Raw genomic sequence first — 15,752 nt, forward strand, 5'->3', positions numbered from 1 at the left:
ACAAGGGGTAGCTGGGCCGAGTGACCCCCGGAGCCTTCTGGCGCGTCCTCCGTCACGATGGGAGGGTGACGGGCGTGAACCTTCCGGGTGCGGGCGATCTCGACGCGATGCTCGGCGCCGTCGACCAGCTTCCCTTCATCGTGGCCGTGTGCGAGGGACCGGAGCTGCTGGTGGTCGCGTGCAACGCCGCGACCCGCGCGGTCCTGCCCGGACGTGACGTGCTGGGCCGGCCGATCCGCGACGTGATCAGCGATCTCTCGGGACAGCAGTTCGTGGACGCGTACTACGAGGTCTACCGGACCGGCGTGCCGATCACCGGCCGGCAGTGGCGGGCGCACATCAAGCAGCCGGACGGTTCCGTGCACGAGATGTTCGCGACGTTCACGATCGTGCCGTGGCTCGACGCCGGCGGGGACCTGCGGGGCGTGATCGGGGCCGCGTTCGACGTCACCGAGCTGGCCCGGTCCGGGCAGGCCGCCGAGGCCGAGGCGGACCGGCTGCGCCGCCGCTTCGAGCAGAGCCGGGACGTGATCACCGCGTTGCAGCGGGAGCTGCTGCCGTCCGGCCTGCCGGTGCTGCCCGGCCTGCAGGTGGCGGCGAGTTACCTGCTGGCGGACGCCGAGACCGCTGCCGGCGGTGACTGGTTCGACGCGGTGTCGCGTCCGGACGGTCAGGTCGCCCTGGTCGTCGGCGACGTGGTCGGGCACGGCGTGACCGCGTCCGGGGTGATGGGCCAGCTCCGCGCGGTGCTGCAGGAACGCCTCGATGCCGGCGTCGGCATCGTCGAGGCCCTCGCGGCGGCCGACCGCCTCGCGCAGCGGGTGCGGGCCGCTCACGCGGCCACCGTCTGTCTCGCTCTTCTCGACCCGGGTACGGGCGAACTGGCGTACTGCACAGCAGGACACCCGCCGCCCCTGCTGATCTCGGCGACCGGCGGGACGCGTTACCTGCCCGGGACCGGTGGGATGCCGCTGGGTGTCGGAGCACGCGAGGGCGGCAACTTCCCGGTCCGCAACGCCCGGCTCGCCGTCGGTGACCTGCTGTTGCTCTACAGCGACGGGGTACTGGAACGGCCGGGAACCGTGGGAGATGCCGCCGAGGAACTCGCTCAGGTCGCCTCGGACACGGCTGCCGGGCGAGCTCTGCACGATCCGAACGCGACCGCCGCCGAACGCGTCTGCACCCAGACCGTCGAGCTGCTGGTCCGGTCCGGCGGGCACGCCGACGACATCACTCTGCTCGCCGCGCAGCGTGTTCCACCCGTACCCGATCTGGTTGTTGATCTGCCGGCCGAGCCGGCGGCGTTGCGGGGAGCGCGCGCACAGCTGGGTGGGTGGCTCGCTGCCGCGGGCGCGGCCGAGACGGACGTCTTCGTGCTGCAGCACTCGCTCGGCGAGCTCGCGACCAACGCGATCGAGCACGCTTTCGGGGGCGACTTCGGCAAGGACATCATCGAGGTACGCGCAACGCTGACCACGAACGGACACGTCGAGGCGACAGTCACCGACCATGGCGGCTGGCGGGTTCCGGAACGGCAGCCGACCCGCGGCCGGGGTCTGGCGCTGACCGCCCAGCTGGTGCAGAGCCTGCGGGTGGAACCGGGCCCGACCGGCACGGTGGCGACAGTGCGGCACCCGCTGACCCGGCCGGCCAGGCTGCTGACCGGTTTCGCCGACGTGGTGACGCCGGTGCCGCCGCCGGCCGAGCTGGTGATCAGCGAGCTGCCCGGCGGCGACGAGGCCCGGGTACGCCTCGACGGCCCGATCGATGCCGCGTCCGCCGCCCAGGTCCGGCAGGATCTGCTGCGCCGCAGCCGGGGCGGGACCGTGCCGATGACCGTGGACCTGTCCGGGGTGACGCATCTGGCCAGCGCGGGTGTCTCCGCCCTGCACCTGGTCGCGGAGAGCCATCACGACGACGCGCCGCTCACGCTGGTGGCGCTGCCGGGCAGCCCGGCACGGCAGATTCTCGACCTGGTGGGGCTGTCCGGGGTCACCCCATAGTTATCCACAGGCATGCGCCGATCTTCTGAGAACCTCTCTACTATCGCGGGGTGACTTCCCCGCACTCCGTGTCAGATGCCACCGACGCCCTCAACCGGATCTTCGGCTACCCCTCGTTCCGGGGGGAGCAGGGCGACATCGTCGACCACGTGATCAACGGCGGCGACGCCCTGGTGCTGATGCCGACCGGTGGCGGGAAGTCGCTCTGTTACCAGATCCCGGCCCTGGTCCGGCCCGGCACCGGCGTGGTGATCTCGCCGCTGATCGCGCTCATGCAGGACCAGGTGGACGCGCTGCGCACCGTCGGCGTGCGGGCGAACTTCCTGAACTCGTCGCAGGACTTCGACGAGCGCCGGATCGTCGAGGCCGAGTTCGTCGCCGGTGAGCTGGACCTGCTCTACGTCGCGCCGGAAGGCCTCGGCACGGCCGGTGTGCAGCGGCTCCTCGACCGCGGCAAGATCTCGCTGTTCGCGATCGACGAGGCACACTGTGTGGCGCAGTGGGGTCACGACTTCCGGCCCGACTACCTGAACCTGTCGATGCTGCACGAGCGCTGGCCGGACGTGCCGCGGATCGCGCTGACCGCGACCGCGACCCCGGCCACCCGCGACGAGATCGCGTCCCGGCTGCGGCTCACCGAGGCACGGCACTTCACGGCCAGCTTCGACCGGCCGAACATCCAGTACCGGATCGTGCCGAAGAACTCGCCGAGCAAGCAGCTCCTCGACCTGCTGAAGACCGAGCACGCCGGGCATTCCGGGATCGTCTACTGCCTGTCCCGGGCGTCGGTGGAGAAGCACGCCCAGTTCCTGTCGGACAACGGGATCCCGGCGCTGCCGTACCACGCGGGGCTGGACGCGCGGACCCGCTTCCAGAACCAGGGCCGCTTCCTGCGCGAGGACGGCCTGGTCATGGTCGCGACGATCGCGTTCGGGATGGGGATCGACAAGCCCGACGTCCGGTTCGTAGCGCACCTGGACCTGCCGAAATCGGTGGAGGGGTACTACCAGGAGACCGGGCGGGCCGGGCGGGACGGGCTGCCGTCGACGGCCTGGCTGGCGTACGGGCTGCAGGACGTGGTGCAGCAGCGGAAGATGATCGAGAGTTCGGACGGGGCCGCCGAGTTCCGGCGGAACGCGAACCGGCACCTGGACGCCATGCTGGCGCTGTGCGAGAGCGTGACGTGCCGCCGGGCGCAGGTGCTGGAGTACTTCGGTCAGGAAACCGCCGCCGAGACGTGTGGCAACTGCGACACCTGCCTCTCGCCGCCGGAGTCGTGGGACGGCACCGTGCCGGCGCAGAAACTGCTCTCCACGGTGTTCCGGCTGCAGAAGGAGCGCGGGCAGAAGTTCGGCGCCGGGCAGTCGATCGACATCCTGCTGGGCAAGCGGACCGAGAAGGTCAGCCAGTTCCGCCACGACGACCTGTCGGTGTTCGGCATCGGCACCGATCTGAAGGAGGCCGAGTGGCGCGGCGTGGTCCGGCAGCTGCTGGCCGGCGGGTTCCTGGCCGTCGAGGGTGAGTACGGCACCCTGGCGCTCACCGACCGCAGCAGCGAGGTCCTGCGCGGCGAACGGAAGCTGATGATGCGCCGTGAGCTCGCGGTGGCGAAGTCCCGTTCCGGGTCCGGGTCGTCGCGTCAGCCGGCCGCCGCGCCGGCGGACTTCCCGGAGTCGGCGGCGCCGCTGTTCGAGAAGCTGCGGACCTGGCGTGGCGCGGTCGCCAAGGAGCAGGGCGTCCCGGCGTACGTGATCTTCCACGACGCGACGTTGCGGGCCATCGCCACGCTCGCGCCGGTCAGCCTGGAGCAGCTCGGCACGGTGACCGGGGTCGGCCAGTCCAAGCTGGCCAAGTTCGGCGACCAGGTCCTGGAAGTGACCCGGGCCGAAGCCTGAAGAGGCCGCTGGACAGCGGCGGCCTCTTCAGAAGCGCTCAGCTCCCCCGGATCGCCTCGCCGGCGATCTCGATGCGGACCTTCTTGCCGACCAGGACGCCGCCGCTCTCCAGCAGTACGTTCCACACCAGGCCGTAGTCCTCACGCTCGAACTCGGCGCTGGCGCTGAACCCGAAGATGTCCCGCCCGTACGGGTCACGGCGCGCCCCGCCGAACTCCATGTGCAGCTTGATCGGCCGGGTCACGTCCTTGATCGTCAGCATGCCGGCGACCACGAACCGCCCGGACGCGCGGGTCGCCGCCGACGGCAGATCCGCCTGGGCGCCCCGGCGGGCGAGCGGGTTGTTGCGCAGCCGCGCCCACTGGAAGATCGGGTCGCTCTCCGCTTCCCAGGTGATCCCGGTGCTGCGGAACTCCAGGGTCCGGTACCGCGCGACGTCCAGGAAGTCGCCGCTGGCGAGATGCGTGTCCCGTTCCGGGTTGTGCGTGTTGATGCTGGAGGCCACGATGCTGGCGCTGACCTGGGACTGGAGCGGGTCCTCGGCCACCAGGATCGAGGCGGAGCCCTGGGCGAACTCGCCACGGATCGGGCTGACCATCATGTGCTGGGCAACGAACCCGATCCGCTTGTGGGCATCGTCCAGTGTGTAGACACCAGGATCCGGAATGATCAGGCCGTTCCACTCCCGGATCGGCCGGTCGACGTTCACGTAACCCTCCCCCTCGGCGTTGTCGCGGCCCCTGCGACGAGGCTCGCGGACGCGGCGGCTCCCGAGCCCACCAGCTCGCAGGAACCACGGATGTGCCGCGAGTCTAGGCTCCACGTTGATCAAACCGCGCCCCCGAGGAATACATTTCGTGTCCGTCGGCACAGGCCCCGCGTCGCCCTTGATCCCGGCTTTGGTCCGATTTGGCCACGTTCCAGATCAGCGCTCAACATTGCCCTGAGCTGGGGTAATGCCGAGGGGGAGAGTTACGCTCACCGATCAGCCGAGCCGACCGCACCGGTGGTGTCGAGCTTCCGACACCCGTCAGGATGGCGACTCTGCGTAGCGAAAAACGTGACCAGCATCTCCTTCAGATTTGCATTAAACTCTCAGGAACGGCCACCCGCAGCATCGAGGCGATCACCCATCGTCCTACTTGGGCTGGACCACGTTCACCATCCAGGGGACGCCGAACCGGTCGACGAGCTGACCGAACTCGTCGCCCCACATCTGCTTCTCCAGGGGCACGTTGACGGTGCCGCCCTCGGCCAGCTTGGCCCAGAAGTCGCGCAGACCGTCCTCACCGTCACCGCTGATGCTCACCGTGATGGTGCCGCCCGGGCTGAACGGCATGCCGGGTGCGGTGTCCGACGCCATCAGCGTGTAACCCTGCGGGGTCTCCAGCTGGGCGTGCATGATCTTGTCCTTGATGGACTCGTCCGGTCCGCCGAACTCGCCGAACGTCGAGATGGCCAGCTCGCCGCCGAAAACGTCGCGGTAGAACTCCACCGCCTCACGCGCGTTGCCGTCGAATGTCAGGTACGGGTTCAGTTTCGAAGTCATGCCCCGCAGGCTAGACCGACCCACCGACACTTTTCCGCACATCGACGCGGCTCCACCCGAGCGATACCACGCCATTTTGCGCGCCAACAGAGCAAAAGGCGTTGATCAATAGGAGAGAGCGAACGGAAAAGCGGGCGGCCCCCATCCGCCGCGTAGTGGAGAGGGCCGCCCGGGTCTATGAAAAGAATTCTCAGCGGTGGTCGGAACCCACCGACTCGACCGCCGCCCGGCCCGCTTCCAGGCGCGCGATCGGCACCCGGAACGGCGAGCACGACACGTAATCCAGCCCGACCTCGTGGAAGAAGTGCACCGAGTCCGGGTCACCGCCGTGCTCACCGCAGACGCCGAGCTTCAGGCCCGGGCGGGCGGCCCGGCCCTCCTCGGCGGCGATCCTGACGAGCCGGCCGACGCCGTCGGCGTCGATCGACTCGAACGGCGAGATACCGAAGATGCCCAGCTCCAGGTACCGCCAGAAGAACGCGCCCTCGACGTCGTCGCGGGAGAAACCCCAGGCCATCTGGGTCAGGTCGTTGGTGCCGAAGGAGAAGAACTCGGCCGCCTCGGCGATCTGGCCCGCCGTGAGAGCGGCACGCGGCACCTCGATCATCGTGCCGATCAGGATCTCGACACCCGAGTCGGCGACGGTCGACGCGATGATCTTCTCGGCCTCCGCGCGTACCGTCTCGAGCTCCTGGACGGCACCGACCAGAGGGACCATGATCTCGGGTCGCGGCTTGCCGCCTTCGGCGGCGAGCGCGACCGCCGCTTCGGCGATGGCACGCACCTGCATCGCGAAAAGACCGGGAATGACCAGGCCCAGACGTACGCCACGCAGGCCCAGCATCGGGTTCTGCTCGTGCATCCGGCGCACTGCCGCGAGCATCAGTTCGTCCTGCTCGACCCGCTGGCCCTGCTCGTGCGCGACGGCCACCTTGACGGCGAGCTCCTCCAGGGACGGCAGGAACTCGTGCAGCGGCGGGTCGATCAGCCGGATGGTGACCGGCAGGCCGTTCATCTCCCGGAAGATGTCCAGGAAGTCGGCGCGCTGCAGCGGCTGCAGCGCGGCCAGCGCGGCGTCACGATCCGTTTCGGTACGCGCGAGAATAAGCCGTTCGACCAGCTCACGCCGATCGCCGAGGAACATGTGCTCGGTGCGGCACAGGCCGATGCCCTGAGCACCGAACCGCCGCGCCCGGGCAGCGTCCGCGCCGGTGTCCGCGTTGGTCCGCACGTAGAGACGGCGCTTGCTGTCGGCGTGCGAGATGATCCGGTGCACCGCGAAGACCAGCGGGTCGTTGGCCTGGGCCGGGTCGAGGTCACCCTCGAAGTACTGCACGACCTCGCTCGGCCGGACCGGCACCTCGCCGAGGTAGACCCGGCCGGTGGTGCCGTCGATCGAGATGACGTCGCCCTCGTTGACGGTGTGCGAGCCGATCGTGAAGGAGGACGAACCCACCTCCATCTCGTCGGCGCCGCAGACGCACGTCTTGCCCATCCCCCGGGCCACCACGGCGGCGTGCGAGGTCTTGCCGCCACGGCTGGTCAGGATGCCCTGCGCGGCGATCATGCCGGGCAGGTCGTCCGGGTTGGTCTCGCGCCGGACCAGGATCACGGACTTGCCGGTGGCGGCCACCTCGACGGCGCGGGCCGCGGTGAAGACCACCTCACCGAAGGCCGCGCCGGGCGACGCGCCGACGCCACGCGTCAACGACGACGGGTCGGAGGCCAGGTCGAACCGCGGGAACATCAGCTGCCCGAGCTGGGCGCCGGTGACCCGGATGAGCGCCTCGTCGAGGTCGATCACGCCCTCGTCGACGAGCTGGCTGGCGATCGTGAACGCGGCGGCCGCGGTGCGCTTGCCGACCCGGGTCTGGAGCATCCAGAGCTTGCCGCGCTCGATGGTGAACTCGATGTCGCAGAGGTCCCGGTAGTGGCCCTCCAGCGTCGCCATGATCTGCATCAGCTCGTCGTAGGACTTCTTGTCGAGCCGTTCCAGATCGCTGAGCGACAGCGTGTTGCGGATGCCGGCGACGACGTCCTCGCCCTGGGCGTTCGACAGGTAATCGCCGTAGACGCCCTGCTCACCGTTGGCGGGGTCGCGGGTGAAGGCGACGCCGGTGCCGGAGTCGGAGCCCAGGTTGCCGAAGACCATGGCGACCACGTTGACCGCGGTGCCGAGCTCGGCCGGGATGCGCTCCTGGCGGCGGTAGAGGACGGCACGGTCGGCGTTCCACGACCGGAAGACGGCCGCGATCGCCAGGTCGAGCTGCTCGCGCGGGTCCTGCGGGAAGTCGTGGCCGGTGTGCTTCGCGAACACCTTCTTGTACGCCGTGACCAGCGCCCGCAGGTCGTCGGCGTCGAGCTGGACGTCGTCCTTGACGCCCTTGGCCACCTTCGCCTCGTGCAGCGCGTCCTCGAACTCGTGGCCGGGCACCTCGCAGACGGTCTTGCCGAACATCTGGATGAGCCGCCGGTACGAGTCCCAGGCGAACCGGTCGTTGCCGCCGGCCTGCCGGGACAGCCCGTCGACGGACTCGTCGTTGAGCCCGACGTTGAGAACGGTCTCCATCATGCCGGGCATCGAGAACTTGGCCCCGGAACGCACCGAGACCAGCAGCGGGTCGGCCGGGTCGCCGAGCCGCCGGCCCATGTCGCGCTCCAGGGTGGCGAGGTGCGCGTCGATCTGGGAATCCAGACCCTCGACGTGGGTGCCCTCGCGCAGGAACTCCTTGCACGCTTCAGTGGTGATCGTGAAACCGGGAGGAACGGGCAGGCCCAGGTTCGTCATCTCCGCGAGATTGGCGCCCTTGCCACCGAGCAGATCTTTGAGGTCCTTGTTTCCCTCATGGAAGTCGTAGACGAACTTCATGCCGCACCCACCTCCGGTTAAGAAATCGCGGCCGAAGTAACTTCCTGCCCCGCGATTCGTAAGGCTAAGCACGAGGCAAGCGAATAGTTAACAGCCCGTGGCTTTTTCCACACCCATACGGAGAACCCTGATCGGATCACGCCATCTCCGCGCAGTTATGCGCACTGGCGGACCCGGGGTAGCGTTTCGGCAATGGGTGGACTCCGGCAGCGCTGCGCCGAACGGCTGCGCGGGCTGAGAGTTCCGGACCCCTTCGACCTCGATCAGTTCTGCGCCGAGGTGTCCGCGTCCCGCGGGAAACCGCTCCAGCGACGCCCGCTGTCCGGCCTCGGCCCGGGAGCGCCCTGCGGGCTCTGGCTCGGGCTGCCCTCGGCCGATTACGTCTTCTACGACCCCGAGACGTCGCCGCTGCACGCCGAGCACATCGTGCTGCACGAGATCGCCCACATGCTGTGTGATCACCAGCCGAAAGGCGATCTGTCGGCGTTGCTCTTCCCGGACCTCGACCCGGCCCTTATCGGTCACGTGCTGGGCCGCGCCGGTTACACCACGGACCAGGAGCGCGAGGCCGAGCTGCTGGCCTCGATGATCCGCAACGCCCGGTTGAGCGCGGGCTCCGAGACCACGCTGACCCGGATCACCGACGCTCTGGGTGCCAATGGTCTGGGTGCCAATAATCTGGGTGCCACGGGCCGGTGATCGCCGCCGCTTCGGTCGCCGCGCTCTTCTGGGTGGCCGTCCTGGCTCGCCTGCCCAGCCTGCTCGATCCCCGCCGGCGCGTCCTCTGTGCGAACCTGCTGGCCTGTGCCCTCGCCATCACCGTCGCGCTGCCGGCGGTCGCCGCCGGCCGGCCCGCACCGGTCGCCGCCCATCTGCTCGCCATCGTCGCCGCGCATCTGCTGCTCCGGTTCGTCTCCCTGATCACCGCGACCGGCCATGGTCGTTTTCAGTCAGCGCTCACCGGCGGGGTCCTCGTCCTCCTGACGATCGAGGCGTCCGGCCGCGTCCTGTCCGCCGCGCCGCGCATCACCGAGAACACCGCCTACTGGGTGACCTTCGAGGCGTACCTCGCCGTCGTGCTCCTTCTCGGTGCCCGCGCCTGCGTGATCATCGGCCGGGCTGCGCCCGCCGGCCTGCTGCGGCGCGGGCTTCTGACCATGGCCGCCGGCATCCTGCTCATTTTTGGGTACGCCTCAACGAAGGCGATCCTGGTGGCGACAGCACCGTGGCAGTCGGCGGCGTGGGAGCCGTGGCTCGTCGGCCTGCGCAGTGCCGGGGCGGTGCTCTACGTGGCCGGTGGAGCGGTTCCGGCCGCCGCACGACTCGGGACCGTGCTTCGTGCGTACCGCATGCTGTTGATCTTGAGGCCCCTCTGGAGCGCGATGCGCGACGCTTTCCCGGAGGTGGTCCTGATGCGGCCGGCGCGTGCGGCGCTGGAGATGACCGGGGAGGCCGGGGTGCGGCTGCGGCTCTATCGCCGGGTGATCGAGATCCGCGACGGGCTGCTGGCGCTGCGTCCCTATCTTGTTCTTCCGGATCTTGTTCTTCCGGACGCTGACGGGTGCACGGACCCGGCGGCGGCGGAGGCTCGGCGGATCGCCGGCGCGCTGCGGCGGCGTGCGGACGGCGAGCCACCCGCAGCCGCGCCCGGGCGATGGGCTCACGTCGGGCCGGAGATGGCTGACGAGATCGCGTGGTTGTCCCGGGTGAGCCAGGCGTTCCGTCACCGGTCCGGGTGTTCGGACTCCCAGACCTGCCGGATCGCCTCGGTGATCGCTTCCCGGCCCTCCGGTGACACGTCGGCGGCGCGCAGCGCTATCTCGGTGACCCCGGCATCGCGCAGCGACCGCAGCAACGCGAGCTGACCGTCGACCCGGCGGGCCATCTCGTCGTCGAGGAAATACGCCACCGGCACACCGAAATATCGGGCCAGGGCCGTCAGATGCGCAACCGTCGGGTTGTCGCGGCGGCCGGTGCGCAGCTGCCAGATGTAGGTGTGCGAGATCGCCACGCCCTGGCCGGCCCGGATCGCCTCGGCGATCACCATGTAGCTCGGCTCCGGGCGGCCGGTGGCGCGGAAGAGCCGGTCCAGCTTCCCGGCGATCGAGAAGGCCCCCTCAGTACCGGACACCCCGCACCACTCCTACTGGGCACCACTCCCACCGGCCCGCTGCTGGACCTGTTACTTCACCTCTGGTCACCATGAGCAGCGACAACGCGCCATGAAGCGACGCGAGACCGATGCACATCCCCCGATGCAGGCCGACCGTAAACTGAGGTTGATGAGAAGCCTAGGCGACTGTCGAACAACGCTCAAGAAAGTTCACCGAGACGGCTGAGTCCGCATCGGACAGTCGGATGAGTCCGCATTGGACCGACCGGCCATGCCCGGAAAATAAGGGCGCCGCTGCGAATTCCACGGGGGAAGAACTCGCAACGGCGCACCGCGAACAATAGACCACTGAGGTCACGCTGTCTATCCCACGCGTTGCACCACGGACCCCACGAGCTTCTGCCAGTCGGCCTCGAAGTTGGGTGACGCGCTGGCGTTGTCCAGCCGATACAGGGCGTACGTGTCGACAAGCACCACGTTGCGGCTGCTCAGCACGGCCACCGCAGTGTCGGCCGTGCCCGGGTGCGCGGTTTCGTACTTCTTGTGGCGCACGATCACGAAACCGGACCAGCCGCCCTCGTCGAGATCACGGACCTCGGTCGTCTCGGCGTACGCCGGCTCGTTGCGGTCGGCCGTGACGGTCGCCGGCACGTCGGACGACGGCGGGCACTGGTCGGCCACCGTGCGCAGCAACGCCAGCCCGGCCGCGGCGGAGGCGGCGTCCGGGTAGACGAGCGCGGTCTGGTGCAGCGTCTGGGCACCGGTCTGCCCCTCGTCGGCGAGCGACGACGACACCAGCTGGCCGCCGGGCGGCACCTCGGGCGGCGCGCCGGCGCCACCACAGAAGCTGACGAGCTGGGTGGGCGCGGCGCTCTCCTCCGGGGCGGCCCAGGTCGGGCCGACCTCGGAGGCCTGGAGGAACGCGCCACGCATGGTGGTCACGCTGACCAGACCGCCGTCGGGCCCCGGGTCCGGCTCGTCCGGCGAGCTGCAGCCGGCCACCACGGCCAGGGCGCAGGTAGCGGCAAGAACAACGCGCAGAGTCGCGAACATCGGGCCATCTTGGCAGACGACCCCGACCTGCGAAAAAGCATCGACAGCGCGTGATAGCCCGGCCACCGAGGGCCATGTTTGATCTCACTGGGCGGGCTCACCCGTCGCGCGTGATGGCGATCACGGTTAGCGTGGCCGTAGGCGGCGTCATCGGTGACCCGCCGCCCCGGGAGGCCCACCATGGGTATCGATGCGCTCGCGGCCCGCCTGCGGGCCGCGATCAGTGCGGATCAGGTGCTCACCGACCGCCAGCAGCTGCGCACCTACGAGTGCGACGGGCTCGCCCACTACAAGGTCATCCCAGCGATCGTGGTTCTCGCCCGCTCGGAGAACGACGTCGTCGCGGCGGTGAAGGCCTGCGCGGACACCCGCACGCCGTTCGTGGCGCGCGGCTCCGGGACCGGGCTCAGCGGTGGCGCGCTCCCGCACGCCGACGGGGTGCTGATCGTGACGTCGCAGCTGCGCGGGATCGTCGCCATGCGGCCCGAGGACGAACGTGCCGTGGTCCAGCCCGGTGTGATCAACCTGCAGGTCACGAAGGCCGCGACACCGCACGGCTACTACTACGCGCCGGACCCGTCCAGCCAGCAGATCTGCTCGATCGGCGGCAACGTGGCGGAGAACTCCGGCGGCGCGCACTGCCTCAAGTACGGCTTCACCACGAACCACGTGACCGGGCTGCGGGTGGTCACCCCGGACGGCGCCGTGGTCCCGCTGGGCGGCGCGGCGCCGGACACCCCCGGGTACGACCTGCTCGGCGCGTTCGTCGGTTCGGAAGGCACGCTCGGGATCGCCACCGAGGTCACGGTGAAGCTGACCCGGCTGCCCGAGACGGTACGTACCCTGCTGGCAGCCTTCGCCTCCACCGATCAGGCCGGTGCCGCCACCTCGGCGATCATCGCGGCCGGCGTCGTGCCGGCGGCGATCGAGATGATGGACGCGCTCTCCATCGAGGCCGCCGAGTCCGCCGTCCACTGCGGTTATCCGGCCGGCGCGGGCGCGGTGCTCGTCGTCGAGCTGGACGGACCGGCCGCCGAGGTCGAGGCGCAGTTCGCCGAGGTCACCCGGCACTGCGAGGAGGCCGCCGCGTTCGAGATCCGGGTGGCCGCCGACGACACCGAGCGGCAGCTCATCTGGCGCGGGCGCAAGTCGGCGTTCGCCGCTGTCGGCCGGATCAGCCCGGATTACATCGTCCAGGACGGGGTGATCCCGCGGACCGCGCTGCCCGAGGTGCTGCGCCGGATCAACGAGGTCGCCGCCGAGCACGGCGTGCGGGTCGCGAACGTCTTCCACGCCGGCGACGGCAACCTGCACCCGCTCGTGCTCTTCGACGACGGCGTACCCGGCGAGGCGGAACGCGCCGAGGCGGTCTCCGGCGCGATCCTCGACCTCTGCATCGAGCACGGCGGGTCGATCACCGGCGAGCACGGCGTCGGCGTGGACAAGGCCCGGTACATGCCGCGCATGTTCAGCGACGTCGACCTGGAGACGATGCACCTGGTCAGGTGCGCGTTCGACCCGGACAACCTGGCGAATCCCGGCAAGGTCTTCCCGACACCACGCCTGTGCGGCGAGCGTCCGGCACGCCGTTCCGATCAGGCTCAGATCACTTTCGAAGGCGCGGAGGTTTTCTGACATGTCCGCTCTGGACGATCTCGCCATCAAAGCGGGTGACGATGACGTGGTCGGCTCCGTGCCGGCCCGGCTGGTCGCGGCACCGGCCAGTGCCGAGGAGGCGGCGGCGCTGATCGCCGCCTCCTCGGGCCTGAACGTGGTGATCCGGGGCGGCGGCACCAAGATTCAGCAGGGGCCGCCGCCCCGCGACCTCGACCTGATCATCGACACGCGCCGGCTCACCGGGGTGGTCGAGCACGCGGCCGGCGACCTGATCACGGTGGTCCGGGCCGGCACGCCGATGGCCGAACTGCACGCCCTGCCCGGTCAGCAGCTCGCCCTGGACGCTCCCCCGGCCGCGACCGCGGGCGGCACCGTCGCGGCGAACGCCAGCGGTCCCCGCCGGCTGCGCTACGGAACGGCCCGGGACCTGCTGATCGGCATCACCGTGGTCCGGCCGGACGGCAAGATCACCCACGCGGGCGGCAAGGTCGTGAAGAACGTCGCCGGCTACGACCTGGGCAAGCTCTACACCGGTTCCTTCGGAACCTTGGGTCTGATCACCGAGTGCGTCTTCCGGCTGCATCCGGCGCCGGCCGCGATCGCTTTCGTACGCGCGAACGCCCCCTCGATCCACGCCGCCCGAGTCCTCGCGGCCCAGGTCGCGCCGAGCGCCGTGGAGGTGCACGCCGCACCCGGCACCGACCCGGAGATCGCGGTACTCCTCGAAGGAACCGCGACCGGGGTGCGGGAACGGGCAGCCGTGGTCGCCCGGTTGCTCGGCTCCTCCGGGGCGGGCTCGTCCGGGGCAGGCTCGTCCGGGGCAGGCGGTTCCGGGGTGGATGTGTCGGACGAGCCGCCGCCCTGGTGGGGTGTGACGCCGCCGGGTGATGTCACGGTGAAGCTCACCGGGTTGCTGTCCCAGGTTCCGGCGATGGTCGCGACGGCTGTCGGGGCGGGCGCGACGGTGACCGGGTCGGCGGGTGCCGGGGTGCTCTACGCGGGTTTCTCCACCGACGGGATCGAGCCGCACGGGCGGGTCGAACTCATGCGGGCGGCCGCGATCCGGGCCGGCGGGCATGCCGTGATCCAGTCGGCGCCGGAGGGCGTGCGGGACACCCTCGACATGTGGGGTCCGGTGCCGGGGCTGGCGCTGATGCGGCGGGTGAAGGACCAGTTCGACCCGGAGCATCGGTTCGCACCGGGCCGTTTCGTGGGCGGGATCTGACGGGTTCTTTGGAGGCTTCTGATGGCCGATGTGGATGCCACGCATGGCACCGGCACTCCCCCGGTGGACGCGTTGCGCGCTGCCGAGAGCGCCGGCACGCCCGCGGGCCAGGCCGCTTTTGACGATCAGAACAAGCCCGCCTTTGATGATCAGAATCGGCCCAGTGCGGATCTTGTCTCGGACTGTGTGCACTGCGGGTTCTGCCTGACCACCTGCCCGACGTACACGCTCTGGGGCGAGGAGATGGACTCACCCCGTGGCCGGATCCACCTGATCGGGCAGGGGCTCTCCGGTGAACCGCTCAGTGACTCGATGGTCGGCCACTTCGACAACTGTCTGGGCTGCATGGCGTGCGTGACCGCGTGCCCGTCCGGCGTGCAGTACGACAGGCTGATCGAGGACACCCGCGCCCAGGTCGAGCGGCGGCACGAACGGACCGGCCGGGACCGCGCTCTCCGGGCGGCGATCTTCGCGCTCTTCCCCTATCCACGGCGACTGCGCTTGCTGCGGGGGCCGCTGTGGGCGTACCAAAGGTCTGGTTTGCAGCGGCTTGTGGGCCGCGCCGGCGTCCTGGAGCGAGTGGCACCCCGGCTCGCGACCTTGGAAAGTCTGGCGCCGCGATTGATGCGTAAGGTTCCGAAGCCGCCGCGGCGCGTCGCCGCGCGCGGCGACCGGCGCGCGGTCGTGGGCATGCTGACCGGGTGCGTGCAGTCCGCGTTCTTTCCCGAGGTCAATGCGGCGACGGTACGCGTTCTCGCGGCTGAAGGCTGTGACGTGCTGATCCCTTCCGGTCAGGGGTGTTGTGGGGCGCTGAGTGTGCACAACGGGCGGCGTGCGGAGGCGCAGCGGTTCGCGCGGAAGCTGATCGCGACGTTCGAGCGGACCGGAATGGATTACTTCGTCGTGAACGCGGCGGGGTGCGGGTCGTCGCTGAAGGAGTACGGCGAACTGCTCGCCGACGATCCGGCATATGCCGCGCGGGCGGCCGCTTTCGCCGCGAAGGTCCGGGATCTGGCCGAGCTACTGGTGGAGCTCGGTCCGGTGGCGGAGCGGCATCCGTTGCAGGTCACGGCGGCTTATCACGACGCGTGCCATCTCGGGCACGCGCAAGGGGTGCGGGCGCAGCCGCGGGCGCTGCTGCGCGGGATTCCGGGTCTTGAGGTGCGGGAGATCGCCGACCCGGAGATCTGCTGCGGGTCGGCCGGGGTGTGGAACGTGCTGAACCCGGTTCCGGCGGCCGAGCTCGGTGACCGGAAAGCATCAGCGGTGGCGGCGACCGGGGCGGCGTTGCTGGTGACGGCGAATCCGGGGTGCCTGATGCAGGTGGCGGCGGCGCTGCGGCGGCGGGGCGGGTCGATCGCGATGGCGCACACGGTGCAGGTGCTGGACGCGTCGATCCGGGGTCTGCCGGTTTCCGCGTTGCTCTGA

At 70.0% G+C, this 15,752-nt stretch carries 11 protein-coding genes and 1 pseudogene; 7 read left to right on the forward strand and 5 right to left on the reverse strand.

Translation table 11 applies throughout. The features are described from left to right. The first annotated feature begins 74 nt into the window (after positions 1-74). Together B0I29_RS32555 and recQ are read left to right on the forward strand one after the other, a co-directional pair. A complete protein-coding gene (locus tag B0I29_RS32555) occupies positions 75-2,003 on the forward strand; it encodes a SpoIIE family protein phosphatase (RefSeq protein ID WP_245972904.1) in 1,929 nt (642 codons plus the stop codon). Positions 2,004-2,053: 50 nt separating this feature from the next. After that, positions 2,054-3,898 carry a DNA helicase RecQ gene (gene recQ / locus B0I29_RS32560; protein ID WP_220091474.1) on the forward strand — a complete coding sequence of 615 codons (1,845 nt, stop codon included), beginning with the start codon at positions 2,054-2,056 and terminating at the stop codon, positions 3,896-3,898. A gap of 37 nt (positions 3,899-3,935) precedes the next feature. Here the strand turns inward: recQ and B0I29_RS32565 are convergent, their stop codons facing one another. The 3 genes from B0I29_RS32565 to ppdK form a co-directional block, all read right to left on the reverse strand. After that, positions 3,936-4,607: a YceI family protein gene (locus B0I29_RS32565; RefSeq protein WP_111652965.1), complete on the reverse strand. Its 672-nt coding sequence runs from the start codon at positions 4,605-4,607 to the stop codon at positions 3,936-3,938. Positions 4,608-5,036: 429 nt separating this feature from the next. Then, the gene (locus B0I29_RS32570; protein ID WP_111652966.1) at positions 5,037-5,447 is read right to left on the reverse strand and encodes a VOC family protein; all 411 of its coding nucleotides are present in this window, start codon (positions 5,445-5,447) and stop codon (positions 5,037-5,039) included. Between the two features lie 190 nt (positions 5,448-5,637). Continuing rightward, positions 5,638-8,316, reverse strand: a complete 2,679-nt coding sequence (gene ppdK, locus B0I29_RS32575) for a pyruvate, phosphate dikinase (protein ID WP_111652967.1) — start codon at positions 8,314-8,316, stop codon at positions 5,638-5,640. A 192-nt stretch (positions 8,317-8,508) separates the two neighbouring features. Between ppdK and B0I29_RS32580 the strand changes: the two genes are divergently transcribed. Together B0I29_RS32580 and B0I29_RS47745 are read left to right on the forward strand one after the other, a co-directional pair. Beyond that, the gene (locus B0I29_RS32580; protein WP_111652968.1) at positions 8,509-9,015 is read left to right on the forward strand and encodes a hypothetical protein; all 507 of its coding nucleotides are present in this window, start codon (positions 8,509-8,511) and stop codon (positions 9,013-9,015) included. Next, positions 9,012-10,025 (forward strand): annotated as a pseudogene (locus tag B0I29_RS47745) (MAB_1171c family putative transporter); the annotation flags it as partial. The gene B0I29_RS32580 and the pseudogene B0I29_RS47745, both read left to right, overlap by 4 nt. A 14-nt stretch (positions 10,026-10,039) precedes the next feature. Here B0I29_RS47745 and B0I29_RS32585 read toward each other — a convergent pair. Together B0I29_RS32585 and B0I29_RS32590 are read right to left on the reverse strand one after the other, a co-directional pair. Beyond that, positions 10,040-10,447, reverse strand: coding sequence for a helix-turn-helix domain-containing protein (locus B0I29_RS32585; protein ID WP_111652969.1), 408 nt, complete (start codon positions 10,445-10,447; stop codon positions 10,040-10,042). Positions 10,448-10,792: 345 nt separating this feature from the next. Next, positions 10,793-11,482: a hypothetical protein gene (locus B0I29_RS32590; protein WP_111652970.1), complete on the reverse strand. Its 690-nt coding sequence runs from the start codon at positions 11,480-11,482 to the stop codon at positions 10,793-10,795. 180 nt (positions 11,483-11,662) lie between these two features. Between B0I29_RS32590 and B0I29_RS32595 the strand changes: the two genes are divergently transcribed. From B0I29_RS32595 to B0I29_RS32605, 3 genes are read left to right on the forward strand one after another with little or no spacing between them, the layout of a single operon-like run. Continuing rightward, a complete protein-coding gene (locus B0I29_RS32595; protein ID WP_111652971.1) occupies positions 11,663-13,117 on the forward strand; it encodes an FAD-linked oxidase C-terminal domain-containing protein in 1,455 nt (484 codons plus the stop codon). 1 nt (position 13,118) lies between these two features. Beyond that, positions 13,119-14,324, forward strand: a complete 1,206-nt coding sequence (locus tag B0I29_RS32600) for an FAD-binding oxidoreductase (protein ID WP_111652972.1) — start codon at positions 13,119-13,121, stop codon at positions 14,322-14,324. A gap of 21 nt (positions 14,325-14,345) precedes the next feature. Then, complete coding sequence (locus B0I29_RS32605) at positions 14,346-15,752, forward strand: (Fe-S)-binding protein (RefSeq protein ID WP_111652973.1); 1,407 nt, start codon at positions 14,346-14,348, stop codon at positions 15,750-15,752.

This window comes from Actinoplanes lutulentus, from assembly GCF_003259845.1.
Lineage (GTDB): Bacteria > Actinomycetota > Actinomycetes > Mycobacteriales > Micromonosporaceae > Actinoplanes > Actinoplanes lutulentus.